This window comes from Egbenema bharatensis FJBBOT/2019 (assembly GCF_048077055.1).
GTDB classification, from domain to species: Bacteria; Cyanobacteriota; Cyanobacteriia; order Elainellales; family Elainellaceae; genus Egbenema; species Egbenema bharatensis.
Map to the genome: position 1 here is coordinate 5,983,183 of NZ_CP182236.1, position 20,055 is coordinate 6,003,237.

A 20,055-nucleotide genomic window follows, 5' to 3' on the forward strand; every position below is an offset into this window, starting at 1 on the left:
ATGGTGAGAGAGCGATTCAAACGAAATGGGCAATCGGGGGAGCTTCTCGCATCCCGTCGTTTCAGCATGACGACCCCCATCCACCAGTTACGGCGGTGGATCGGGCAACCCCTACCTCCTCAAGCTACCAATCCCCAAACGCCCCACCCCTTGGCCGTGTCGGGGAAAACCGATCGCCAGGAACAACTCGATCGGCGGGAGCAAAGTTCATCGTCCGAAGTTGCCTCGCCCCCAGAACCGTCTTCTCCCCCTCCATCTCCCCCACCCCCCAAGCGTCGCCGCAGCGGTTGGCAATGGACGATCGTTTGCTTTGCAGCTCTGGGACTGATTAGTGGCATGGGTTCAGCCGCCCTCCTCTGGTTAGTGAGCCTGCCCCCTCCGCCTGATTGCGAAGATCCATCTCGCCTGACGCTAGACATGGAGCGTCTGTACTGTGCCCAAAAGGCGATCGATGCGGGAGGACTCCCTGAACTCATTGCTGGATTGGAACTGTTGAAACAGCAGGACACGGAAGATAGCCTTCAGGCGGAAATTCAGAAGCTGTCGGAAGAATGGTCAAAGCAAGTGTTAACCATTGCCCGGTCTAAAGCCAACAACAGCGATCTTCAAGGGGCCCTTGATGCCATTCAGCACATTCCTGACACCACACCCACCTATGAAGATGCCCAGCGGCTGGTCGCCTATTGGCAGGAACAGTGGGCTGACGGGGAAGCCATTTATGCCAGAGCACAGGAAGCCTTCAAAGAGCAAAACTGGACGCTCGCATCCCAGCAAATTGCCATTATGGCCGAGTTGGCGAATCCGTACTGGCACAATCGCCGGGCCAATGAACTTGCCCAGCAGCTTGGAGTCGAGCGACGGGCGCGGCAAATTTTAATTCAGGCGCAAAGAACGGCTGGGGAGGGAGGTTTATCCGCCCTGGGACGGGCCATTACCCAGGCGCAGGAAATTGCTGAGGGAACCTATGCCTGGGAAGAAGCTCGCCCCCTCTTTGCCCAGTGGAGCCGATCGCTGTTGGAAGATAGCATTCAAAAATGGCAGGCAGGGAATCCGGCGGGTGCCATGAATACGTTGGGACTGGCCAATGTCAAGACCTCAGCTCCAGAACTGCAAGACCTGGTGCGGTTTGGTGATGCCTATCGTCTGGCTAACCAGAGCTTCCCTGGTGCTACTCCAGCAGCGGATTGGTTTCCTGAACTCCGTCAGCTCAGGCAACTGCGAGAGGCGGTGGTTGGGATGGGGCAAGTCCCAGCAGATAGTCCGTTCTATGAATCTGCCCAGGCAATGCAAGCTGATTTACAGGCCCAGTGGGATGATTTGATTCAGCTTTATTACGCCAGCTTAACCGCAAATTTAGGCCAGCATGCCTCCTATCATCTAGCGATCGATCAGGCCCAGCAAATTACCCCCGATCGCCCCCGACGGCTCCAAGCCCAAACTCTGATTGCTTACTGGCGCGATCAAATTGAACAAATCGAAGATCAGCCCTACCTGGATGGGGCCCTCTGGATGGCTCGTTCAGGACGCAAAGAAGATCTACAACGGGCGATCGCTGAAGCCAGCCTGATTCAGCAGGGTAGAGCCCTCCGGTTAACCGCCCAGGGACATATCGCCACCTGGCGACGGCAAATTGAAAGCATTGAAGACAAACCCTTGCTCGATCGCGCTTTCCTACTGGCGGATGAAGGCCAACTGTCAGAGGCCATTCGTACAGCCCAGGAGATTGCGTCGGGACGGGCTTTGTACAACGAGGCCCAGACCGCCATTGCCGAGTGGCAAGCTCAGCTCGTTCGGACTGCCCAACTGGCAGAAGATCGCCCGATTCTGAGTCGAGCCAGATCCCTGGCAGATGGCGGAAATTTAGGGGAAGCCATTCGGATCGCCTCACAGATTTCGCCCGGTCGGGCCCTGTACCGGGAAGCCCAGGCAGCCATTGCGGAGTGGCAGGCTCAACTGACTCCCCCTCGCCGCGATCGCTCCTCCGAAACAGATCTGCCCGATGAACCCAGTCTTCCCAATGAACTGAACAACTCCCCGCCCTCACCCGGTACCCTCGATCCACGCTTCCCGATTCCCAACGGTACGACTTCTCCCTCACCTGGCACTCCATCCTCCCCCTATGCTGCTCCATCTTCCCTGCCGATCGAACCTGTCCTGCCCGATCGCATTGAAACCGTGCCCCCCTATTCCCCCTCTGGAGAATCACCAGCCCCTTCCCTGGAATTTCAATCTCCTCTTCCCATCGAAGAACGTTTTCCTGCCGCTGCTCCAGAATCCGCGCCATCCCCATCGGTTCCTTCTGGCTCTCCCTATGAGGGCTACTATGATGAGCGGTTTTTCGAGTCCAATTAGGCATCTGAAGGGGTCATTTAATGTACCGTTTTCGGTAGTCTGAATGTATTGTTAAAACTAGTCGTTGGCAAACCAGATCAATGGACGGTTCCTGCTGACGACCCTCATGCATGGCATCCTCCCTGGTTCTCTGTTCTTGCACCATCCTCCGTCATGACCGCCCAGACTGCCCCACCCCCCGATCGCCGGATTTTTCGCCTGATGCTGATTGATGAAGACCCTGTGTTTCGTTCGGGGTTGCGAATCTGGTTAGGGCAGTTCCCGGATATCAGGATTGTGGCGGAAGTGGGGGATGGCAGTGCTGCTTTACAAACGCTGACTACTTATGCCGTCGTCGAAACAGATACAAGCCCTCAACCCGCCTCAGATGCAGAATCTCCGACCCCTCTCACCGTAGAGCTAGATCTGGTGATTCTGGATATTGGGTTGGGCCGTGATGACAGCAACCGCCTTCAGGGACTGGAACTTTGTCAGCAAATCAAATCCCTTTATCCCGCCTTGCCCGTTCTTTTTCTCAGTTCTGCCCGCGAACCCGTCCTGTTGTCCGCTGCCCAGCAAGCCGGAGCGGATGGATATTGCCCCAAGGATGCGGAGGTCGATGCATTAATTCAGGTGATTCGGCAGGTGATATCCGGGCGGCCGTGCTGGATGAGTGGTATTGGGGATTTGGGGGTGGCAAGCAGGGAGGGTTTACCGGGTTCGGGACGGGAGCCTGATGCCTCGCGCTTCACTCCTACGGGTACGCCAACCCGCCGCGATCGCTCCGCCCCTTCTCCCAGTCGCCTGTCTGTACTGCGGCGAAATCTGCGGCGATCGGGTTTACAGCAAATTGATGCGGCCTTGCAGGAGGTGGAAAGCCAGTTACGCGATCCCGATCTGTCCGATTTGAACCGGGCCCTTTTGTCCGGACGACAGCGGGAACTGCGAACGGCTCGGTGGGTGGTAAGACGAATTTTAGCAACACCAACTCTGGATGAGCAGGCAGCCCAATTGCGGCAATCACTGGAACGGAGACAGGCTGGTGTGGCAGATCAGTCCCTGGAAGACAGACTGTTTGCAATCCAAAGTTCTGGGAGGGAACGGGGAACGGAGCAATCAGGTTTTCCGCCACCCCCCTCCCCCACGCCATCAACCCGTCCTGACGAAAGCTCTGCCCTCGCGCCTGCTACTCCCCAAATGCTGGATACGATGAGTGCTCGAGATGTGCGATCGATGCTGTTTGATACGGTATCCGCCAAACTGCAGGGGGGGCTGGAGAACGGCATGGATGTAGCTCTGGAAATCGACATTTTGCGGCTGGATAAAAAACGGGATTTACTTTATCTGATTCTGCGGAAGGTGGAAGATTCTCTGGAGGAATTGCTCTACTCTCAACTTGACTTTGAACAACTAGAGCCAAGACGGTTACTGATCCTCCAGGATCTCTGGCAAGCCACCGTGATTGATTTCTTTGGCAGATACTTTGTGGTGCAATTAGATGGGTACACCGTGGATGTGGTCGATTCCCTCTTGCAGGATGCGCCGATCATCCAAACCGCCATCCTGGACAAAATTCCAGGAGTCATTGAGTTATTCAAGCATTTGCTGTTTCAAACGCCGCTGATTGTGGATAGTGTGCCGTACCCAGCCGGGAATCCAGAAGCCCTGAACCGAGCTGAAATCCTGCTCGAACATCTGCTGATTCAAGTTGCCAATGCTACCCTGCAACCGTTGCTGAACCGCTTTGCCAACATAGAAACCATCAAGCAAAATTTCTACGATCGCCGCTTACTATCCAGCCGAGAAATTGAACGGTTTCGCAATGATCTATCCTGGCGATATCGTCTGGAGCGGTACGTCCGAGAACCCACGGATATTTTTGAAAGCAAGCATACTCTGTTTATCCTGACGGGACGCAGCATTCGCAAAACAACCGTATACGCCTCTCGAACCGAGGAACTAGAGCAGCTTTCCGGCATTCCTTATGTCGTCACCTTGGCTCTGGAAACCCGAGATGCTGTTTCACCGCGCCTGCGATCGGTGGTGTCTTTCATGGGGAATGGAGTGATTTATGTTTTGACGGAAGTGATTGGTCGCGGGATCGGCCTCGTTGGACGAGGCATTATCAAAGGAATTGGCAATGTTTGGCAGGATGGGCGGTTCAATCGGAGATAAGAGTGCCCCATTGCCTCCGCCTATCTCCGAAAATTTTGATACCGATACAGTGCATAGGCATCAAACAAAATACCGACGAGGGTGCTGGCGGCACTGATGACCATGACTCCACCCACAGGGCTGCCACTGCCAAATACGGCAAGGAAGCGGGTGAATTGCTCAATTCCTTCTAGTCCAATCACTTCCAGGTGCGGAATATGACCTAACCCCAGTAAGGTGACTAGAATTAGCCCCATAAAAACGATCGGGGTTAAGAAGCTAAAAATTCCCGTTATGATTAACGATCGCAGTAGGCTAGGCAGAATACTCATGAAAGACGAATACTCCAACATTCCAACGGGTGGTCAAAGGATGCAACGTTGTACGGTGGATTGGCAAAGTTGACCGATTGCCTGGCTCTCCTGATTATGCTGCTGCAAGGCTGGTATCCAGTACCCCTGGCAAAGTATAGGAATTTGCCTGATGGTACTCTGTTGCTCCTGCCATCTCCTAAGATAAAGGGCGATCGCCTTTTGTCCTGTGGATTTTCAGAAATCTTAAATGTTTATTAAAAAGCTTATTGAAGTCTGATGAAGCGTGTGGTGTATTACGCTGGAAGTCTTGGCTCCTCTACATCAATGGGAACAGTAGCTTGAAGCAGAGTGCAAATCCTTCTAGTTTAGGTCGGTGGAGTCGGCGATTACTGGCTGCTATCCTGCTGGGCGGCCAAGTTTTGGTTCACTTATTGATGGGGAGAATCCATCGCCGCAATACGCAGGAGCAAATGCAGGTGGTTGGCCCAGGATCGCTGATGATTGTTCTGATCACAGCGGCCTTCATCGGGATGGTGTTTACCATTCAGGTTTCCCGCGAGTTTATCCGTTTGGGAGCAGGCTCGGCCATTGGCGGAGTATTGGCGATCGCCCTTTCCAGAGAGTTGGCTCCGCTGATTTCTGCCATTATTCTGGCGGGTCGGGTTGGCTCTGGGTTCGCGGCTGAAATTGGCACGATGCAGGTGACAGAACAAATTGATGCCCTGTATATGCTGAAAACAGACCCGATCGACTATCTGGTGATTCCCAGAGTCATTGCCTGTTCTGTCATGCTGCCGATCTTAAGTATCCTGTCCTTCCTGACGGGGATGACGGGGGGAGTATTGGTCGCAGGAGCCTTGTTTGGCATTTCCCGCCGGATTTTTCTGGATTCTGCCCGCAACTTTCTGGTTCCCTGGGATATTACCAGTGGTTTAATTAAATGCATTGTCTTTGGGGCGTTGATTGCCATTATTGGCTCCAGTTGGGGGTTGACCACCACGGGCGGCGCAAAAGGAGTCGGACAATCCACGACCACTGCCGTTGTAACCGCTCTCCTGGCGATTTTTATCTCCAATTTCTTTATGTCCTGGCTCATGTTTCGGGTGCTGGGATAAAGAGGATTAGGGGGAGAAAGGAAAGCCCTTAAAATAGAGGTATTCTAAAGATTGACTTCTGTGAAGTTTTGTAAGAGGGTAGCCTAAATGACCCAGAGTCCTACAACCTCCGGCAATGTACCATCAACTGGAACCATCCAACTAGCTCCCAGCTATGCCCTGCCGATCGCCTTAGTCGGGATTGCAATTCCTCTGGTGTGGGTGCAGCCGTGGGTCGCTGGGATCGTGGCGGTGTTTGGTTTGTTTCTGCTGTTTCAGACCGTTACCCTGCGTCTGTTGTTCACGGAAACCGCACTGGACGTTTTTCGGGGAGAAACCTTGATTCGACGGTTCCCCTATCAAGATTGGCAAAACTGGCAAATTTTCTGGTCAAAGGTTCCCATCCTGTTCTACTTCAAGGAAGTTAAAAGTATTCATTTTCTGCCCATTTTGTTCGATCCTAAAATGCTGCGATCGTGCCTGGAACAGCGTTGCCCCAGGGCGTAAAACAATGCCCCATTAGCCACTCCCGTTCGGCTGACGCTCACGGCGGAAGCCCACTCCCCACTCCCGATCAGCCATTAGCCCAAGGTTTTCCATGCACTCAGATGACTCCCCCACTCCAGAATCGAATCCTTCTGCCCGGCCGAATGACCGGACGCAAGCCGATACAACATCGATTTCTGGTGATCAGGCGATCGGAGCCAACTCCTCTACCCTTTTCGATAACTCTAGTAGGAATACCCGCAACGACATGAATGATTTGGAACAGCGAGTAGCGGAACTGCGCCAGGAAGAGAAAGCCCTGCGCCAGGAGATTACCGCTTTGCAAGCGTCTTACAACACGATGCTGCAACGTCAGATTGCGGAGGCTCAGACGGCGATCGGGCAGTTGATGAAGGAAAGCTTGAGTGAGCTAGAACAACGGCGGCAAACGCTGCAACTGACGGTGGAGCAATTGGAACGACGGCAAGAGCGGATTCGGAATGAAATGCGGACTACTTTTGCCGGATCGTCTCAAGATTTAGCGATTCGAGTCCAGGGATTTAAGGATTATCTGGTGGGTAGCCTTCAGGATCTGGCCTCTGCGGCTGAACAACTGCAACTGGTGCCTGCAACTCCTGAACCCCAGCGATCGAGGCAGCCTCAGCCTGCGGTTGCCGATTTGGTTAAGGAGGAGGAGCCAGAGTCGATCGCCCCTTCGTTTACTGAGCAACGCTTCCAGGATCAGACCAAACGGATTCGCAAACTGCTGGATCAGTACCGCACCAGTCCCGATTACTATGGCCCCCCTGGCGATTGCGCCGCACCTTTGAACCAATTCACGCTGAACGAGTTTCCAACTGGTTTTTTACCCAAAGCGGTCGCGGAGCTTTGCGTACTATGGGTTCTCGCCTGCAAAATATCCTGATTGCCTCGGCGGTGATCTCGATCCTGCGGGATCTCCACGGCGATCGCCTCCGTACCCTGGTACTGGGCAACTCACCAGAACGATTGGGGGAATGGCGACGCGGCTTGCAGGATTGTCTGGGCATTTCGCGGGCAGACTTTGGTTCTGAAGAGGGGATTGTCCTATTTGAAGACCCGGAACCCCTGTCTCAACGCGCCGATCGTCTTTTGAAGCAAAAGCAGTTACCCCTGATTATTGTGGATGAGGCGGAAGTGGTGATCGATATTGCCCTGCTTCAGTTTCCCCTGTGGTTGGCCTATGCGCCAGATCCGATGAATCCGCCAATGGTGTATTGAGGATCGGGGATTGAGTAAGCTGTGCAATGGTTTACTTTGCTGACTGGGCGGGCAAGATGCCCACCCCACAAGAGTTTCAGGTTGTTAGATCTGTATTCCTGAACTTGAACGATCGTGGCTGATGAGGGCAGGGAGAAATCATCGCTCCGACTTAGATTGGTGCAACATCACGATCGCCAGTACTCGCACCAATCCGGTGATTGACCCCATGACCAACACAATCAGAATTGCGATCGCCAGAATGATGGCTGTGGGGGATTCACCGTGTTCGATGATCGGTTGGGGGTCGATCGGGGTGATGGAGGGAATCGAGGTAGCGGTCTGAATCGTTTGGTTGGTTTGAGTTTGCAGGTTGGGTTGCATCTGGTTAACTTGAACTCGACATTTTCATCATCCGATCGCCCATCTGGGAAACGGTGTCAGAAAGGGAGCATTCGGTGGGTCAACCTGGTGACTGACCCAAAACTGAGCCACAATTGAACCTGAGAAAGACGACTGTATCGGCATTCAACTGTCTCAGGTGAGGCGAACATGGCAGCAACCGTTAAAGCATCGCAGACAGGGCTAGTCACCATCGATCAAGCCAGACGCAAAAAAGACTGGGCAAAAGCAGAACCCGCCTGGTACGGGCTTGCTACGACTACGAAATCAACTCTGAAACGCTTCTGGCGGGGTATGGCCATCCAGCAAGACACTTTTGCGGCGATTTGTGAAGCTGTGGGGATTGAGGATTGGCAGTCGATCGCTGATTTTTCCTCCACCACTGCTGAGTCCGATACGCAGATAGAGGCTGGATTTTTGCCCTCCACCTATGCCCAATCGACCTGGGTAGAGCGGTCTGAGGTAACGGCTACGCTATTGGACAAGTTGCGATCGCCCTGTCGGTTGCTGGTGTTGAATGGGATGACGGGCATTGGCAAAACGGCTCTGGCAGAACGGTTGCTGGTTGAAATGCAGGAAACGGAGGAACCGTCCGCAGTCCGATCGCCCCAGAAACGGTTTTGTCGGTTGAATCTGGAGGATGGCAGCATTGCGGCTGATTTCTCCTTCAGTGGGGCGGCGTTGTTGCGATCGTTGGGGGAGGAACCGACTCTGGAGGATCAGAAAGACCCGAAGAATTTGCTGCACCATATTCTTCAGAAATTGCGAACTCAACCCTATCAAGTCCAGATTGATTCGCTGGAACGGTTGCTGGAAGGGAATGATCAGGAGGGCTGGAGTGAGTTTTGTGACCCACTGTGGCTGGATTTATGGCAACAGCTTTTGGCAGGGGGGGAGTGTCAGAGTCAGGTAATTGTGACGACCCAGGATGTCCCCGGACAGTTGGAGGCGATCGGCTCTCGTTATCCCAGGTTATGGCATTGTGAACCAATTCGGGGATTGACTGAACCGGAACAGATGGAATTATTCCGCAAAACCGGATTGGTGGCGATCGATTGTGATGCGTCCGATGTAATCCCGTCCCTCGATGCAGTGGCGATCGATGGCGATGTGCCCAATGTAACCCCGTTCCCCGATTCGGTGGCGATCGATGGTGATGCGTCCAATGCAACCCCATTCCCCAATGTGGTAGGGGCGCATTGCGATGCGCCCAGTGCAACCCCGTCCCTGGATGACCCCAATCCCGGATTGGATGGTCAGAATTCTGCATTGGGCGTACAGCAGTACGTTTCTACGGGTGGGCATTCTGCATTGGGCGTACAGCAGTACGCCCCTACGGGTGGGCGATCGATTTTTGCCGGTCGGGATGGTGATTATCTTCGACGGATTGGCAAACTTTATGCTGGACATCCTCTGGTGTTGCGGGTGATTGCGGAAGACATCAAACGGACGGGTGGCAATATTGAACGCTACTGGCGGCAGGGTGGGTTTGCGGAACAGGAGGCCCACCGTCCGGCTAAATTCTCGCGGCGACGGTTGCAACTGGAGGTGAAACAGCGGGTGAGTGAGGCTTTGGCGCGATTACCGGAGGATGCGCTTCAGTTGCTCTGCTGTGCTTCGGTCTATCGTCGTCCGGTGCCTGCTTCCTTCTGGTTTGCCCTGCGACCGGAACGGAACGAAGCCCAACAGCAAGCGACTCTCAACCTGCTGCAAGCCCGCAGTTTTGCGGAAGAAGATTGGGAAGCGGAGTCCTGGTATGGTGCCGATGCGGATATTCCCCTGCGGCAACACAACCTGATTCGCAGTGTGACCTACGAGAGGCTGAAGGCAGACCCAGTGACCTGGCAAATGGCAGAACGACAGGCAGCGGAGAGGTGGTTGACTGCCTATGAGCCTGATCCGGATGCGCCTGGTCTAGAAAAACTGCGGGGTTATTTAGAAGCCTTGCATCATTACTGTGAGTTGGAAGATTGGGATAAAGCCAGCCAAATTTACACCTACCAAATTCCGTCAACGAATCAGGCACTACACTGGCAACTACTAATCTGGGGATATTACAAAGAATTGGTGGCAGTCAGCAGCAAGCTGGCAGACAAAATCACTTCTCAAACCAAGAGACTTTGCTTGAACCAAATCGGGAATGCCTACTACAGTCTGGGAAATGTCAAACAATCTATCGAATATTATCAGCAGGCGTTAAACTTTACTCGACAAACTGGCGATCGACAGGGAGAGGGCAATGCACTGGGAAATCTGGGAAATGCTTACCGCAGCCTGGGCAACTATCGGCAGGCGATAGACTTCCATCAGCAACACTTGACCATTACCCGTGAGATTGGTGATCGAGGGGGAGAGGGCAATGCACTGGGCGGTCTAGGAAATGCTTACGACAGTCTGGGCAACTATCCGCAGGCGATCGACTATTATCAGCAGTGGTTGACCATTGCCCGTGAGATTGGCGATCGACAGGGAGAGGGCAAGGCGCTGGGCGGTCTAGGAAATGCTTACGACAGTCTGGGCAATTATCCGCAGGCGATCGACTTCCATCAGCAAAACTTAACCATTGCCCGTGAGATTGGCGATCGACAGGGAGAGGGTAGAGCACTGGGCAACCTGGGAATTGCTTACTACAGACTGGGCAATTATCCGCAGGCGATCGATTACTATCAGCAACACTTGACTATTGCCCAGGAGATTGCCGATCGACTGGGAGAGGGGACTGCACTAGTCAACTGGGGATATACATTAATCAAGCTGGAACAGTATTCTGATTCCCTGGAGCAGTTGCAATCCTCCCTGGAAATTTTTAGAGAGATTGGCGATCGAACAAATGAATCCGAAGCTCTTTTGCGATTAGCAGAACTCCATCAAAAAACTGGAAAACTCGATCGCGCTCTGGAGTATTGCGATCGGGCATTGCAGATGGCGATGGAGTTGGGGATTCCGTTGGTTAAGGAGTGTGAGGAGTTGAAACAACAGTTAGAGGAGGATGGGAACGATCGGTGATGATGGGATGGTCAAATTCAGGAACACGCCATTGCGATCGCCCTGGAACAGTGGGCGGATGAGTACGCCAGATTACTGAGGAACGGCAAAATTTAGATTGGGATGCAGTAGAGCGAACTGATTTTGAAGAGGCGATCGACAAGTGCTACCATGTGATTTTGCATTACGAACGCATTGCTGAGGATGAATTAAAGTTTGAGGTGATGCACAATACGATCGTGGGAAATACGGGAGTTGAGAACGATAAAATTACCATGATTGAGATGGATTCAGATTTGCCCGTTACCGTTGGCGCGATCGGGGTTTTAGAGTGAGGGCGCACAGCAGTGCGCCCCTACGGGTTGTTGGAGAGGAATTGATTTTTTCTTCCTCCTACCTGACCAGTACCGTCATGTATTTCCCGGTGGCAAAGGGAGCGGGAATGATTGGGGTGAACTGAACGCGATCGGTGGCAATGCGGCGGACGTAAAACTCATTCATGGTGAAAATTACCTGATCCCGCGTACCGATAATCCAAACCTGTACCCGATCGTCTTGGGCGACGGGCAGCAGTTCATTGAACTCTGAAGACATATTGAGTTTCCTCGCTGATGTTTTTTGGGAAGAAAGGCTTAAGGTGTGGGGGAAGAGGGTTTCAGGGAAACGCCCCCCAAGCGTCGTCATGCATCAGCGAGGCTGCCGATCGCAGACACAATGATCTACAATCAAACAGCCTTGCCCTCTGCGGATTCAGAGTGCCAGGTTAGCTGGTTAGGGTCGTTGGTCGCTTCCCTAATCAGCGTTACACCTCACCTTAAGCAGGTTTGAGTGGACTGGCTCGTTCGGGTGAAAAAACCAGTATCGCAACAGCATAAAGGATACGCGCCCACAATACAAGCGTATCCAGATACTTTTTGGCCAAATCATGAAAATCTTGACGCGATCGCAGCTCAATCCATTGCAGACCCACAAGTTACAGACCCACGGATTGAGCAACCATCTCTCTCGACTACTTTGCAGCAGAAATCTACTTACCCTATTCGCCCCCCAACTCCTGACTCCCCACTCCCCACTCCCGACTCCTCTCATCTGAAGACTAAACTGAGAAATAGAGCGTCGGAGGTGACACGATCGTGAACTCTTATGATTCTCCAAATCCAGAAACCGCAGTCGGTAAGGTTTTGCTCATCGGCGTGACCGGCGGAACGGGCAGTCATGCGGTGAAAGGATTGCTCGAACAAAATGTGAATGATTTGCGGGCGATAACCCGTAAGGTTGACCTGGAGCGGACTTCCCTCTCCCGACTCCACCATAGCGGAGTAGAACTCGTTGAAGCCGATCTCGATGATCAGGACTCCCTGCCAGCCGCCTTTGCCGGAGTTGCAGCCGTCTACTGCCATGCCACTGCACCTGATGCGGCCAAGCCTGATCCAAGGGAAATTGCCAGAGCCGAACGAGTTGCTCAGGCGGCAAAACAAGCCAACGTGAACCATTTTGTTTACAATTCGGCAGGCGGAGTCGATCGCAATTCGGGCATTCCCCACATTGAGCAAAAACATCAGGTAGAGCAGGTGTTCAAGCAGGCCAATTTACCCACCACCATGCTACGAGCCTGCCTGTTCATGGAGGAGTTTTGGAAGCAGTACACGCGACCGTCAGTCCTCAAAGGAACTTTTTCCTTTGCCGTACAACCCGATCGACCGCTACATCTGATTACAACCAAAGATATGGGACGAGTGGCCGCCCATGTCATGAAGCATCGTTCCCAGTATGTCGGGCAAGCCATTGAACTGGCGGGCGATGTGTTGACTCCCCAACAAATGGCAGAGGCATTTTCCAGGGTTCAGGACAGCCCTGTTGTGTACAAATCCATTCCACCCTGGATTTTCTTACTTTTATTTCGCAAACCCCTGTTTGATCTAATTCAGTGGTATCGCCAGCAGGGCTATCAGGCAAATGTTCCCGCGTTGCGTCAAGAATTTCCGGGTCTTCTGAGCACCTTTGAGGAATTCCTGGAAGCAACAAATTGGGCAAATCCAGAACTGACATACCAGGATTTATAGACCGTTTAAAAGCAAAAATAAAAGCCTCAGTCATGAACTGAGGCTAACGATTAGGATGAACTAAACCTGAAATACAAATCGGACTTAATCAAGATTAGCTGACAGCAAAAGCAGTTAAAACCGTAAGAGCGACGAGAAGAACAGCGATCGCACCTTGAAGCGCATAGCGTTGTTGCTGTTCAGGGGAAGGATATTCGGCAAAATAAACTGCGGGTTCCGTGGCGTAGTTGTTGAGCAAACCTTCTTCGTTGCGAGTATACATAGTGACCTCTTCTTTAGTTGCGTTTTGTTTCTTTATGTAAATAAATGTAACAGTATATTTACAATAAGTCAACAAATCCAGGTGTTTGTGGTATACGGCTTCGTTCTAACTCTGATAAGCAGGGCTTAACCACCCACTCTCAGGGCTTTCAGGTAGTATAATTGTACTAACGTCGATCGCTGATTGGTAAAGGCTGATGTTGCTCAATCTGCCCCAAAATCCTGCCCCTGCCATTGCTTCACCGCCAGAAATTGCTGCCTACGAAGCCATCTGGATGAAGGTTTCCACCTGTACCAGAGTGGCGAATTTGTTCCGACAATTTAACTACGATCGCCCTGCCCAGGTGGCCTGGAAGCTGGGAATTCCAGAACAGGACATCACCAGCGTTCAGCTTACGATCGCAGCTCTGTTACCCTTCGATCGGTTTCAGTCCGTGTTTTACTCAGATGCGTCCTACCCACAACGGCTGCAAGATGCCAGGCATCCCATTCCCGCTTTCTACTACCAGGGCAACCTGGACTGGCTCTCAACTCGCTCCGTTGCTGTGGTAGGAACCCGTAAACCCACGGCTCTGGGAATCCGGCGGGCCCAAAAGTTAGCTCGCTTTCTGGTTGCCCATCGCTTCACGGTAATGTCAGGGCTGGCCCAGGGCATCGATACCGCAGCCCATACCGCCACCCTGGAAGCCGGAGGACAGACGATCGCCGTGATTGGCACCCCCTTGCATCTGCCCTATCCGCGAGAGAACCTGCCGCTTCAGCGAGAGATTGCCCAAACTCAGCTCCTGATCAGTCAGGTGCCCTTTTACCTTTACTCCCAGCAGGACTACCGCAAGAATCGCTTTTTCTTCCTGGAGCGCAACAAAACCCTGGCGGCATTGAGTGAAGCGACGGTGATTGTGGAAGCCTCGGAAACCAGTGGCACCCTGAGTCAGGCTGAGGCAGCCCTCCAGCAAGGCCGCAAACTGTTTATCCTCAACTCCTGCTTTGAGCGGGGGATGGAATGGCCCAATCGCCTCTTATCCAGGGGGGCAATTCGAGTGGTGGATGGCTCGGAGATTTTGGCGCATTTGGGTTAGGAATCGAAATTGAATAACTTGAAATTCTTGTGGGGTGGGCATCTTGCCCGCCCAGTCAACAAAGCAGAATGATTGTGCAAGTTATTCAATCCACGATCCTAAGGGAGCATCTCCCCAGGATCAACGCTCAAGGGCTCCGACGGGATCAACGGGATCAACGGGAGTATAGTGCTACGCACTGAGATTAGGAAGGTAAAAGCCCCGCAGCGCGGGGCTTTTACCTCTAAATTTGTCCTAACTACTGTGACTACAGCTATAAAATGAAGTATTGAGTAGAAACGTTTGGGCTGCTGGTAGGGAGGTGGCACGTGAAAACCTCAGTCAATCCATCATTCATGCCGGAGCGATCGCTGGACAGAACCAATCGCAGAGAGCAGTCCTGGGGATTCTGGTTTCTGGTGCCGCTCCATCCCTACCGTCGTCGTCGGACGCTACGGCGAGAAGTTGTTCCCAATACGGTCTGGACGTTTGAGCAGTTGCAGGGCATTCTCTATACGATCGTGCCGATTCGGATGACGGTTGTGAAATTAGACTCCGGGGGTTTACTGGTTTATGCCCCCATTGCCCCCACGCGGGAATGTATCCGACTGGTTCAAGAACTGGAAGCGGTGCATGGAACCGTGCGCTACATTCTGCTGCCAACGGCCTCTGGGCTGGAGCATAAAGTTTTTGTCCCTGCCTTTGCCCGCTGTTTTCCCGATGCGCAAATTTATGTAGCTCCCCATCAATGGAGTTTTCCCCTGAATCTGCCGCTTCCCTGGCTAGGATTTCCATCACAGCGCACCCACATTCTTCCCGCCAACAGTGCTGAGGCTCCCTTCGCCGATGACTTTGATTACGCAATTCTTGATATTGATCTGGGCAGGGGTTCCTTTGGGGAAGTGGCATTATTCCATCGCCGATCGCACAGCTTATTAGTCACAGATACCGTACTCTCGGTTCCCCAGGAGCCACCAGAAATTCTTCAGTTCGATCCCTACCCCTTACTCTTCCATGCGCGGGATAGTGCGAAGCAGGCGATCGAGGACAGTGAGGCGAACCGTCGCAAGGGATGGCAGCGCATTGCCCTGTTTGCCATTTATTTTCGACCCAGTGTTCTCAAGACCAGCAGCTTGATTCAGTCCCTGCGAGATGGGCTGAACGCACCCAATCATTCCAAAAAAGCCTACTTTGGGTGGTTTCCGTTCCAATGGCAGCCGGGCTGGGAGCGATCGTTTCATGCCCTGCGTGGGGAGGGTCGTCCGTTTGTGGCTCCGATTCTCCAGACCCTGATCCTGGATCACAACCCACGAGCGGTACTGGACTGGGCCAATCGCGTCGCCCATTGGAACTTTGAGCGGATCATTCCCTGCCATTTTGATGCACCGATCGCCACTACTCCCCAGGCGTTTCGCAAGGCCTTTTCCGTGTTCGAGTTATCATTTCTGAATCAGGAAACCTTCGGCAGTACCAGCAAACCGCTCCCCGTAGCAGATGTGGCCTTTATCAGAACATTGGAGGAAAACCTCGATCGCTGGGGGATTACGACTCCACCGGAGCAGATGTAGCAGATTGAGATGTAGCAAATTGAAAAGAATTTACCCAAAAAATATCCCTTTAGGAGTAGTGAAGGGCGTGAGGCCGCACTGTATTCTTTGGGGCAGAAAAGAAAATGAGGGGCAGTGTAGGAATGGCACTGGAAGCGACCCAGGCTCAGGTTTTAACGCTAGAGAATTCTCAAATTAAACTGACGGTTCGTCCTGATTTAGGGGGACGGATTGACCAATTGCAGGACTGTCAAACCGGGCATTCCTGGCTCTGGCATCCCTCCCACTATGATCCTGATGCGACGCGATCGCTGTCCATTGGTGCGTCCTTTGATGAGGCATGGACGGGAGGATGGGATGAGGTGTTTCCCAATGATGCCGCCGGACGGTTCCAGGGACGGGATTTGGTCGATCACGGCGAGTTGTGGTCGCAACGGTGGGAGGTTCTGCAATGCTTGCCCTTTCGCATCACGTTAGGCTACCAGTGCCAGACGGTTCCAGTCCGGGTGGAAAAGCTGATTCAGCTTGATCCAGGTCGCCCGGAGGTCAAACTGGTGTACTGGTTTGAGAATCAGTCGGAGGAGCCGATTCCGTTCCTGTTTAAGCACCATGCTGCGATCGCCATCGAACCGGGAGATGAGATTCTCCTGCCCGATTGTTGGGTGGAACCTGCGTTTATGGAATTCAGTCAACTGATCGGTCAACCGGGGAAAACTCGCTTTCCTGAGGCGATCGGTGCTAAGGGTGAAACCGTCGATCTGCGCACCATGCCCCCGCCCTCATCCCAGCTTCAAGAGTTTTACTACAGTTCTGATCTGGCCAGTGGCTACTGTGGCATTCGGCACCAGGGCACCCAATCTGCTCTGCTGTTGACGTTTGATACCGATACGTTTCCCTACGTCTGGATGTTTCAAAGCTATGGTGGCTGGCGGGATCATTATGTGGTTGTGGTTGAACCCTGTACAACGATGCCTGCTGATCTGGAGGAGGCCTGTCGTCAACAAACGATCGCGGTTTTGCAGCCGCAGGAGCGACAATGCCGCCAGCTTACCCTGCAATTACGTCGTTAAAGTGAAACACCTGTGGCAATTGTCAATGCCATTTTACTGTAGTCCATGATTATCTCAGCACCAGCCCAGGTTTTCAGAAAAACGTGGATTCATCACTGGAAAAAGAGTCCTGAGGAAAAGGGACTTCTGGAGGAAAATGAGGTTCAGACGGTACATATGGCTCTAGAGGAGGTTGGGGGTCAGACGGTACATATGGCTCTGGTGGCTCTGGAGGAGGTTGGGGGTCAGGTGGCTCTGGAGGAGGTTGGGGGTCAGTTGTCGTATCGGGATTTGAAAGAGCATCAGGGGTTGGCTCAGTAGTGGGAGGGGGGCTAGGAGGAAGGTCAGGTGTAGTAGGTAGTTGATTGATACCTGGATCCACTGGAGGAGGTGATGAATTGTTTGGTGAGTCAGGGACTGTAGAACTATCAGGGGTAGGTGATAAAGCTTCGGATTCTACAGGCTCAGGCTCTTCTGGTGGTTCCGGGGAGAATGGTGGGTTGCTACTGGGCGGGCTTTCCAAATTATCACCAGGAGAATCTGGGAAGACAGGAACCCGTCTACCAGGTCGGAAAATGGGAGGAATGAAGGTACGGACACCAGTAGGAGGCTCAGTGGGAAAGTCCAATGGTTTTTGGGATGAGATTTGCTGCGATCGCTGTTGCACTCTCGCTTCCGCTTCTTGCAGCAGATTGTCGGCCGTTGTTTGAAGTTGTCGAGCTGAGGCAAGCCTTTGGGAATTTGTCCCAATCGACTGTTCATAGGCAATAATCTGAGTCATTTTTGCCAGAATAATGTCGTGAGCTTCCCGCACCCAATACAGCGTGCTAATCTGTTGCAGTTCTGTCATTGCCCCCTGTAGATCATTAACCTCCAAAACTCGACGGATGCGCTGTAAATGATCGCTATTTTTTACCCAGTCATCGCTCCATTGCCGTCGTTTGCGTTCTGCTTCTGGGTAAACAGTGCTGTTGGAAGGAATTGCATCCACCAACGTAAAGGCACTATCTTGCTCACCCAGATCATATTTCTCATCCGCTTGATCCAGCAAAAGAGCGGACAATTGGGTGAGAAGCGTTTGTGCATCCGAGTAGATTGCACTGTCAACAGGAACCTGGCTGAGCAATGTAATTGCCTCGGGAAGCTGCTGGTTTTGCACCAACTGTTGTGCCTGTTTAACCTGGCAAAACCCCAGTAGGGCTTGGGCTCTGGTGTAGACAGCGGATTCCTTCGTAACAGAGGCAGACTGACGAACGCACTCTTCGTAATTGCCCTGGCTTTGCAACAGAGTAGCCAATTGAAGTGTGGTCAGAGCATCTCGGTTGAAATACCACTGCAATGCCGGATACCCTGCGGCCACAACAGCGGCGATCGCTGCAACTTGAATAACCAATCGTCTGGATAGGTGAAACCTGGGTGGTTTGGGTTTAGCCGCAAGCGGTTGAGTAGTAGTAGTGGATTGGGTATCAGTGACTTGGGACGAGATGGATGGGGCAGGGGAAAATTCGGACGACTGAGACGTGGAGGATTGTGGTGCGGTTGGTTGAGAAATGGATGCTTCTGGCGATGGCTTGCCCTTCACCGCTAGTTCAGTTTTGGCTTGTGCACCAATCCTTGCCTCAAGATCATTAATATCCTCATCTTTTAACTCCAAAACCTGTTGCAGGTAGCGCAAGTCATTCCGTGCCGATTGCTTGAGCGGAGAGTTTTGAAGAATTGCCTCAATAAATTTCTGTTCGTACTGACGCAGATTTTGCTGATATTGTCGCGAAGGTTGCAGGACTTCTGACTCGATCGCCAGTGCCTCCTCTGGAGACAGTCCCAGTTGCGTCTGTTTTGCAGTCAGCGCCACCCGGGCAATATCGGAGATTTCACCCCGACTGGCTACTTGCACTACGGCTTTACCATATTGCTGTTGAGGATCCAGTATCAGGGTGTGGGCAATGCGAATTTTGAAACCTTCCTTCACTGCATAAATTTCCGGCTTCATTGCAGGAGCGATTTCCTGCACCTTCTGTTTAGCATACTCGTGCAGTTCATCAACTGAGATCTGCCCATCTTTATCCTGATCAGCGGCTCCACTTTCCAGTCCTTCAACCAAATAGCGTGTATAGATTGAAAGGTCGGTGTTGGCCTGTTCAAAGGAATATTGGGTAGAAGTCGAAGAGGTTAGGATGACTCTTCCTTCTCCGCCTAGTTGTGCTTTCAAATCAATAGAGCCATCATCCTTTGCCGATAACCCTTCTGCAAAGGCTCCACTGAAACAGCAGTCAAGAATAATCACCTGATGGCGCGATCGACTGCGGTTCATGCTGTCGTGGATAAAGCTAGCGGCAACTGCCGTAGAGCGAATTAATTCACCCTGCCGAGTTTTGCGGGTTTTGCAGTTTGCTAAATACAGTTTGCCAGTATCATCCTTAATGCCATGTCCTGAAAAGAATAGCAACACTAAATCATTCTTTTGGCGATTAAAGAACAGTTGTTCAATTGCTTCCTCCATTCGCTGGCGATTGGGATTACACAAGCGAACAATATTTTCTTCACTAAACCCCCCGATATCTGAGTGTTTTAGAATTCGGTAAATTGCTTCTACATCTTTAACTGCACTGGGAAGAGTATTGAGACCAGGTTCATACTCACTTACCCCAATGAGTAAGGCGAGCTTAGACATACTCCCCTCCTATGTTGCTACAAAACGTTGTGCAGCTTGGATAGCGATTTCTAGTTCTTCACGGCTACTCGCAGTTACTTTTAGCTTTTTGCCGTTTGCCTCCACCTCCAGTTCAATGGGCTTGCCTCTCAAACGATCGCTCAAAAAGTGAAACATGCCCTTAATGTTTTCATGACTAATTTCAGCCGTCAGCAAACCTATCAAAACGCCGCCGATCGCCTTATTCCCCTGAGGTGGATTGGGGTCAAGCACACGGCTTACAGTTTCAACTTCATCGATTGTTCTCAGTTCATTGATCAAAGTTTGAGCCTGTTCATCTCGCTCTTCTGGATCTAGAGCGTTATCAATGAATTGAATGGTTAATTTAATTGGAGATGCGCTGATTACCATAAAAACCTCTT

General features: G+C 52.2%; 17 protein-coding genes and 1 pseudogene. 12 read left to right on the plus strand and 6 right to left on the minus strand.

Annotated elements, in window-relative coordinates:
* The first annotated feature begins 66 nt into the window (after nt 1–66).
* Together ACM1PF_RS27960 and ACM1PF_RS27965 are read left to right on the plus strand one after the other, a co-directional pair.
* Nucleotides 67–2,352, plus strand: a complete 2,286-nt coding sequence (locus ACM1PF_RS27960) for a hypothetical protein (RefSeq protein ID WP_416669390.1) — start codon at nt 67–69, stop codon at nt 2,350–2,352.
* Nucleotides 2,353–2,400: 48 nt separating this feature from the next.
* Entirely contained in the window at nt 2,401–4,506 is a 2,106-nt protein-coding gene (locus ACM1PF_RS27965; protein ID WP_416669392.1) for a DUF3685 domain-containing protein, read from the plus strand.
* 20 nt (nt 4,507–4,526) lie between these two features.
* Here the strand turns inward: ACM1PF_RS27965 and ACM1PF_RS27970 are convergent, their stop codons facing one another.
* Nucleotides 4,527–4,817: a hypothetical protein gene (locus ACM1PF_RS27970; protein ID WP_416669394.1), complete on the minus strand. Its 291-nt coding sequence runs from the start codon at nt 4,815–4,817 to the stop codon at nt 4,527–4,529.
* 320 nt (nt 4,818–5,137) lie between these two features.
* Between ACM1PF_RS27970 and ACM1PF_RS27975 the strand changes: the two genes are divergently transcribed.
* The 3 genes and pseudogenes from ACM1PF_RS27975 (at nt 5,138) to ACM1PF_RS27985 (ending at nt 7,639) form a co-directional block, all read left to right on the plus strand.
* The gene (locus ACM1PF_RS27975) at nt 5,138–5,914 is read left to right on the plus strand and encodes an MlaE family lipid ABC transporter permease subunit (RefSeq protein ID WP_416669396.1); all 777 of its coding nucleotides are present in this window, start codon (nt 5,138–5,140) and stop codon (nt 5,912–5,914) included.
* Nucleotides 5,915–6,001: 87 nt separating this feature from the next.
* The gene (locus ACM1PF_RS27980) at nt 6,002–6,400 is read left to right on the plus strand and encodes a DUF3119 family protein (protein ID WP_416669398.1); all 399 of its coding nucleotides are present in this window, start codon (nt 6,002–6,004) and stop codon (nt 6,398–6,400) included.
* A 91-nt stretch (nt 6,401–6,491) separates the two neighbouring features.
* Nucleotides 6,492–7,639, plus strand: a pseudogene (locus tag ACM1PF_RS27985) (DUF3086 domain-containing protein).
* Nucleotides 7,640–7,777: 138 nt separating this feature from the next.
* On the opposite strand, the gene ACM1PF_RS27990 reads toward ACM1PF_RS27985, so the two are convergent.
* Complete coding sequence (locus ACM1PF_RS27990; protein ID WP_416669400.1) at nt 7,778–8,002, minus strand: hypothetical protein; 225 nt, start codon at nt 8,000–8,002, stop codon at nt 7,778–7,780.
* A 168-nt stretch (nt 8,003–8,170) separates the two neighbouring features.
* Between ACM1PF_RS27990 and ACM1PF_RS27995 the strand changes: the two genes are divergently transcribed.
* Nucleotides 8,171–11,026 carry a tetratricopeptide repeat protein gene (locus ACM1PF_RS27995; RefSeq protein WP_416669401.1) on the plus strand — a complete coding sequence of 952 codons (2,856 nt, stop codon included), beginning with the start codon at nt 8,171–8,173 and terminating at the stop codon, nt 11,024–11,026.
* Nucleotides 11,027–11,178: 152 nt separating this feature from the next.
* Nucleotides 11,179–11,340, plus strand: coding sequence for a hypothetical protein (locus tag ACM1PF_RS28000; protein ID WP_416669403.1), 162 nt, complete (start codon nt 11,179–11,181; stop codon nt 11,338–11,340).
* A 58-nt stretch (nt 11,341–11,398) separates the two neighbouring features.
* On the opposite strand, the gene ACM1PF_RS28005 is transcribed toward ACM1PF_RS28000, so the two are convergent.
* Nucleotides 11,399–11,599, minus strand: a complete 201-nt coding sequence (locus ACM1PF_RS28005; protein ID WP_416669405.1) for a hypothetical protein — start codon at nt 11,597–11,599, stop codon at nt 11,399–11,401.
* Nucleotides 11,600–11,930: 331 nt separating this feature from the next.
* Between ACM1PF_RS28005 and ACM1PF_RS28010 the strand changes: the two genes are divergently transcribed.
* Complete coding sequence (locus ACM1PF_RS28010; protein ID WP_416669406.1) at nt 11,931–12,098, plus strand: hypothetical protein; 168 nt, start codon at nt 11,931–11,933, stop codon at nt 12,096–12,098.
* 40 nt (nt 12,099–12,138) lie between these two features.
* Nucleotides 12,139–13,068: an NmrA/HSCARG family protein gene (locus tag ACM1PF_RS28015; RefSeq protein ID WP_416669407.1), complete on the plus strand. Its 930-nt coding sequence runs from the start codon at nt 12,139–12,141 to the stop codon at nt 13,066–13,068.
* Between the two features lie 94 nt (nt 13,069–13,162).
* Here ACM1PF_RS28015 and psb34 read toward each other — a convergent pair whose 3' ends face one another.
* Complete coding sequence (gene psb34 / locus ACM1PF_RS28020; protein WP_416669408.1) at nt 13,163–13,330, minus strand: photosystem II assembly protein Psb34; 168 nt, start codon at nt 13,328–13,330, stop codon at nt 13,163–13,165.
* A 196-nt stretch (nt 13,331–13,526) separates the two neighbouring features.
* On the opposite strand from psb34, the gene ACM1PF_RS28025 reads away from it, so the two are divergent.
* The 3 genes from ACM1PF_RS28025 to ACM1PF_RS28035 all read left to right on the plus strand — a co-directional run bounded on the left by ACM1PF_RS28025 (nt 13,527) and on the right by ACM1PF_RS28035 (nt 17,004).
* Complete coding sequence (locus ACM1PF_RS28025; protein WP_416669409.1) at nt 13,527–14,408, plus strand: DNA-processing protein DprA; 882 nt, start codon at nt 13,527–13,529, stop codon at nt 14,406–14,408.
* Nucleotides 14,409–14,743: 335 nt separating this feature from the next.
* A complete protein-coding gene (locus ACM1PF_RS28030) occupies nt 14,744–15,955 on the plus strand; it encodes a DUF4336 domain-containing protein (RefSeq protein ID WP_416676827.1) in 1,212 nt (403 codons plus the stop codon).
* A 104-nt stretch (nt 15,956–16,059) separates the two neighbouring features.
* Nucleotides 16,060–17,004 carry a DUF4432 family protein gene (locus ACM1PF_RS28035; RefSeq protein WP_416669411.1) on the plus strand — a complete coding sequence of 315 codons (945 nt, stop codon included), beginning with the start codon at nt 16,060–16,062 and terminating at the stop codon, nt 17,002–17,004.
* A gap of 73 nt (nt 17,005–17,077) precedes the next feature.
* Here ACM1PF_RS28035 and ACM1PF_RS28040 read toward each other — a convergent pair whose 3' ends face one another.
* On the minus strand, nt 17,078–19,654 hold the full coding sequence (locus ACM1PF_RS28040) for a caspase family protein (protein ID WP_416669413.1): 2,577 nt from the start codon (nt 19,652–19,654) through the stop codon (nt 17,078–17,080).
* A gap of 9 nt (nt 19,655–19,663) precedes the next feature.
* Nucleotides 19,664–20,044, minus strand: coding sequence for a hypothetical protein (locus tag ACM1PF_RS28045; RefSeq protein ID WP_416669415.1), 381 nt, complete (start codon nt 20,042–20,044; stop codon nt 19,664–19,666).
* Nucleotides 20,045–20,055 lie beyond the last annotated feature (11 nt).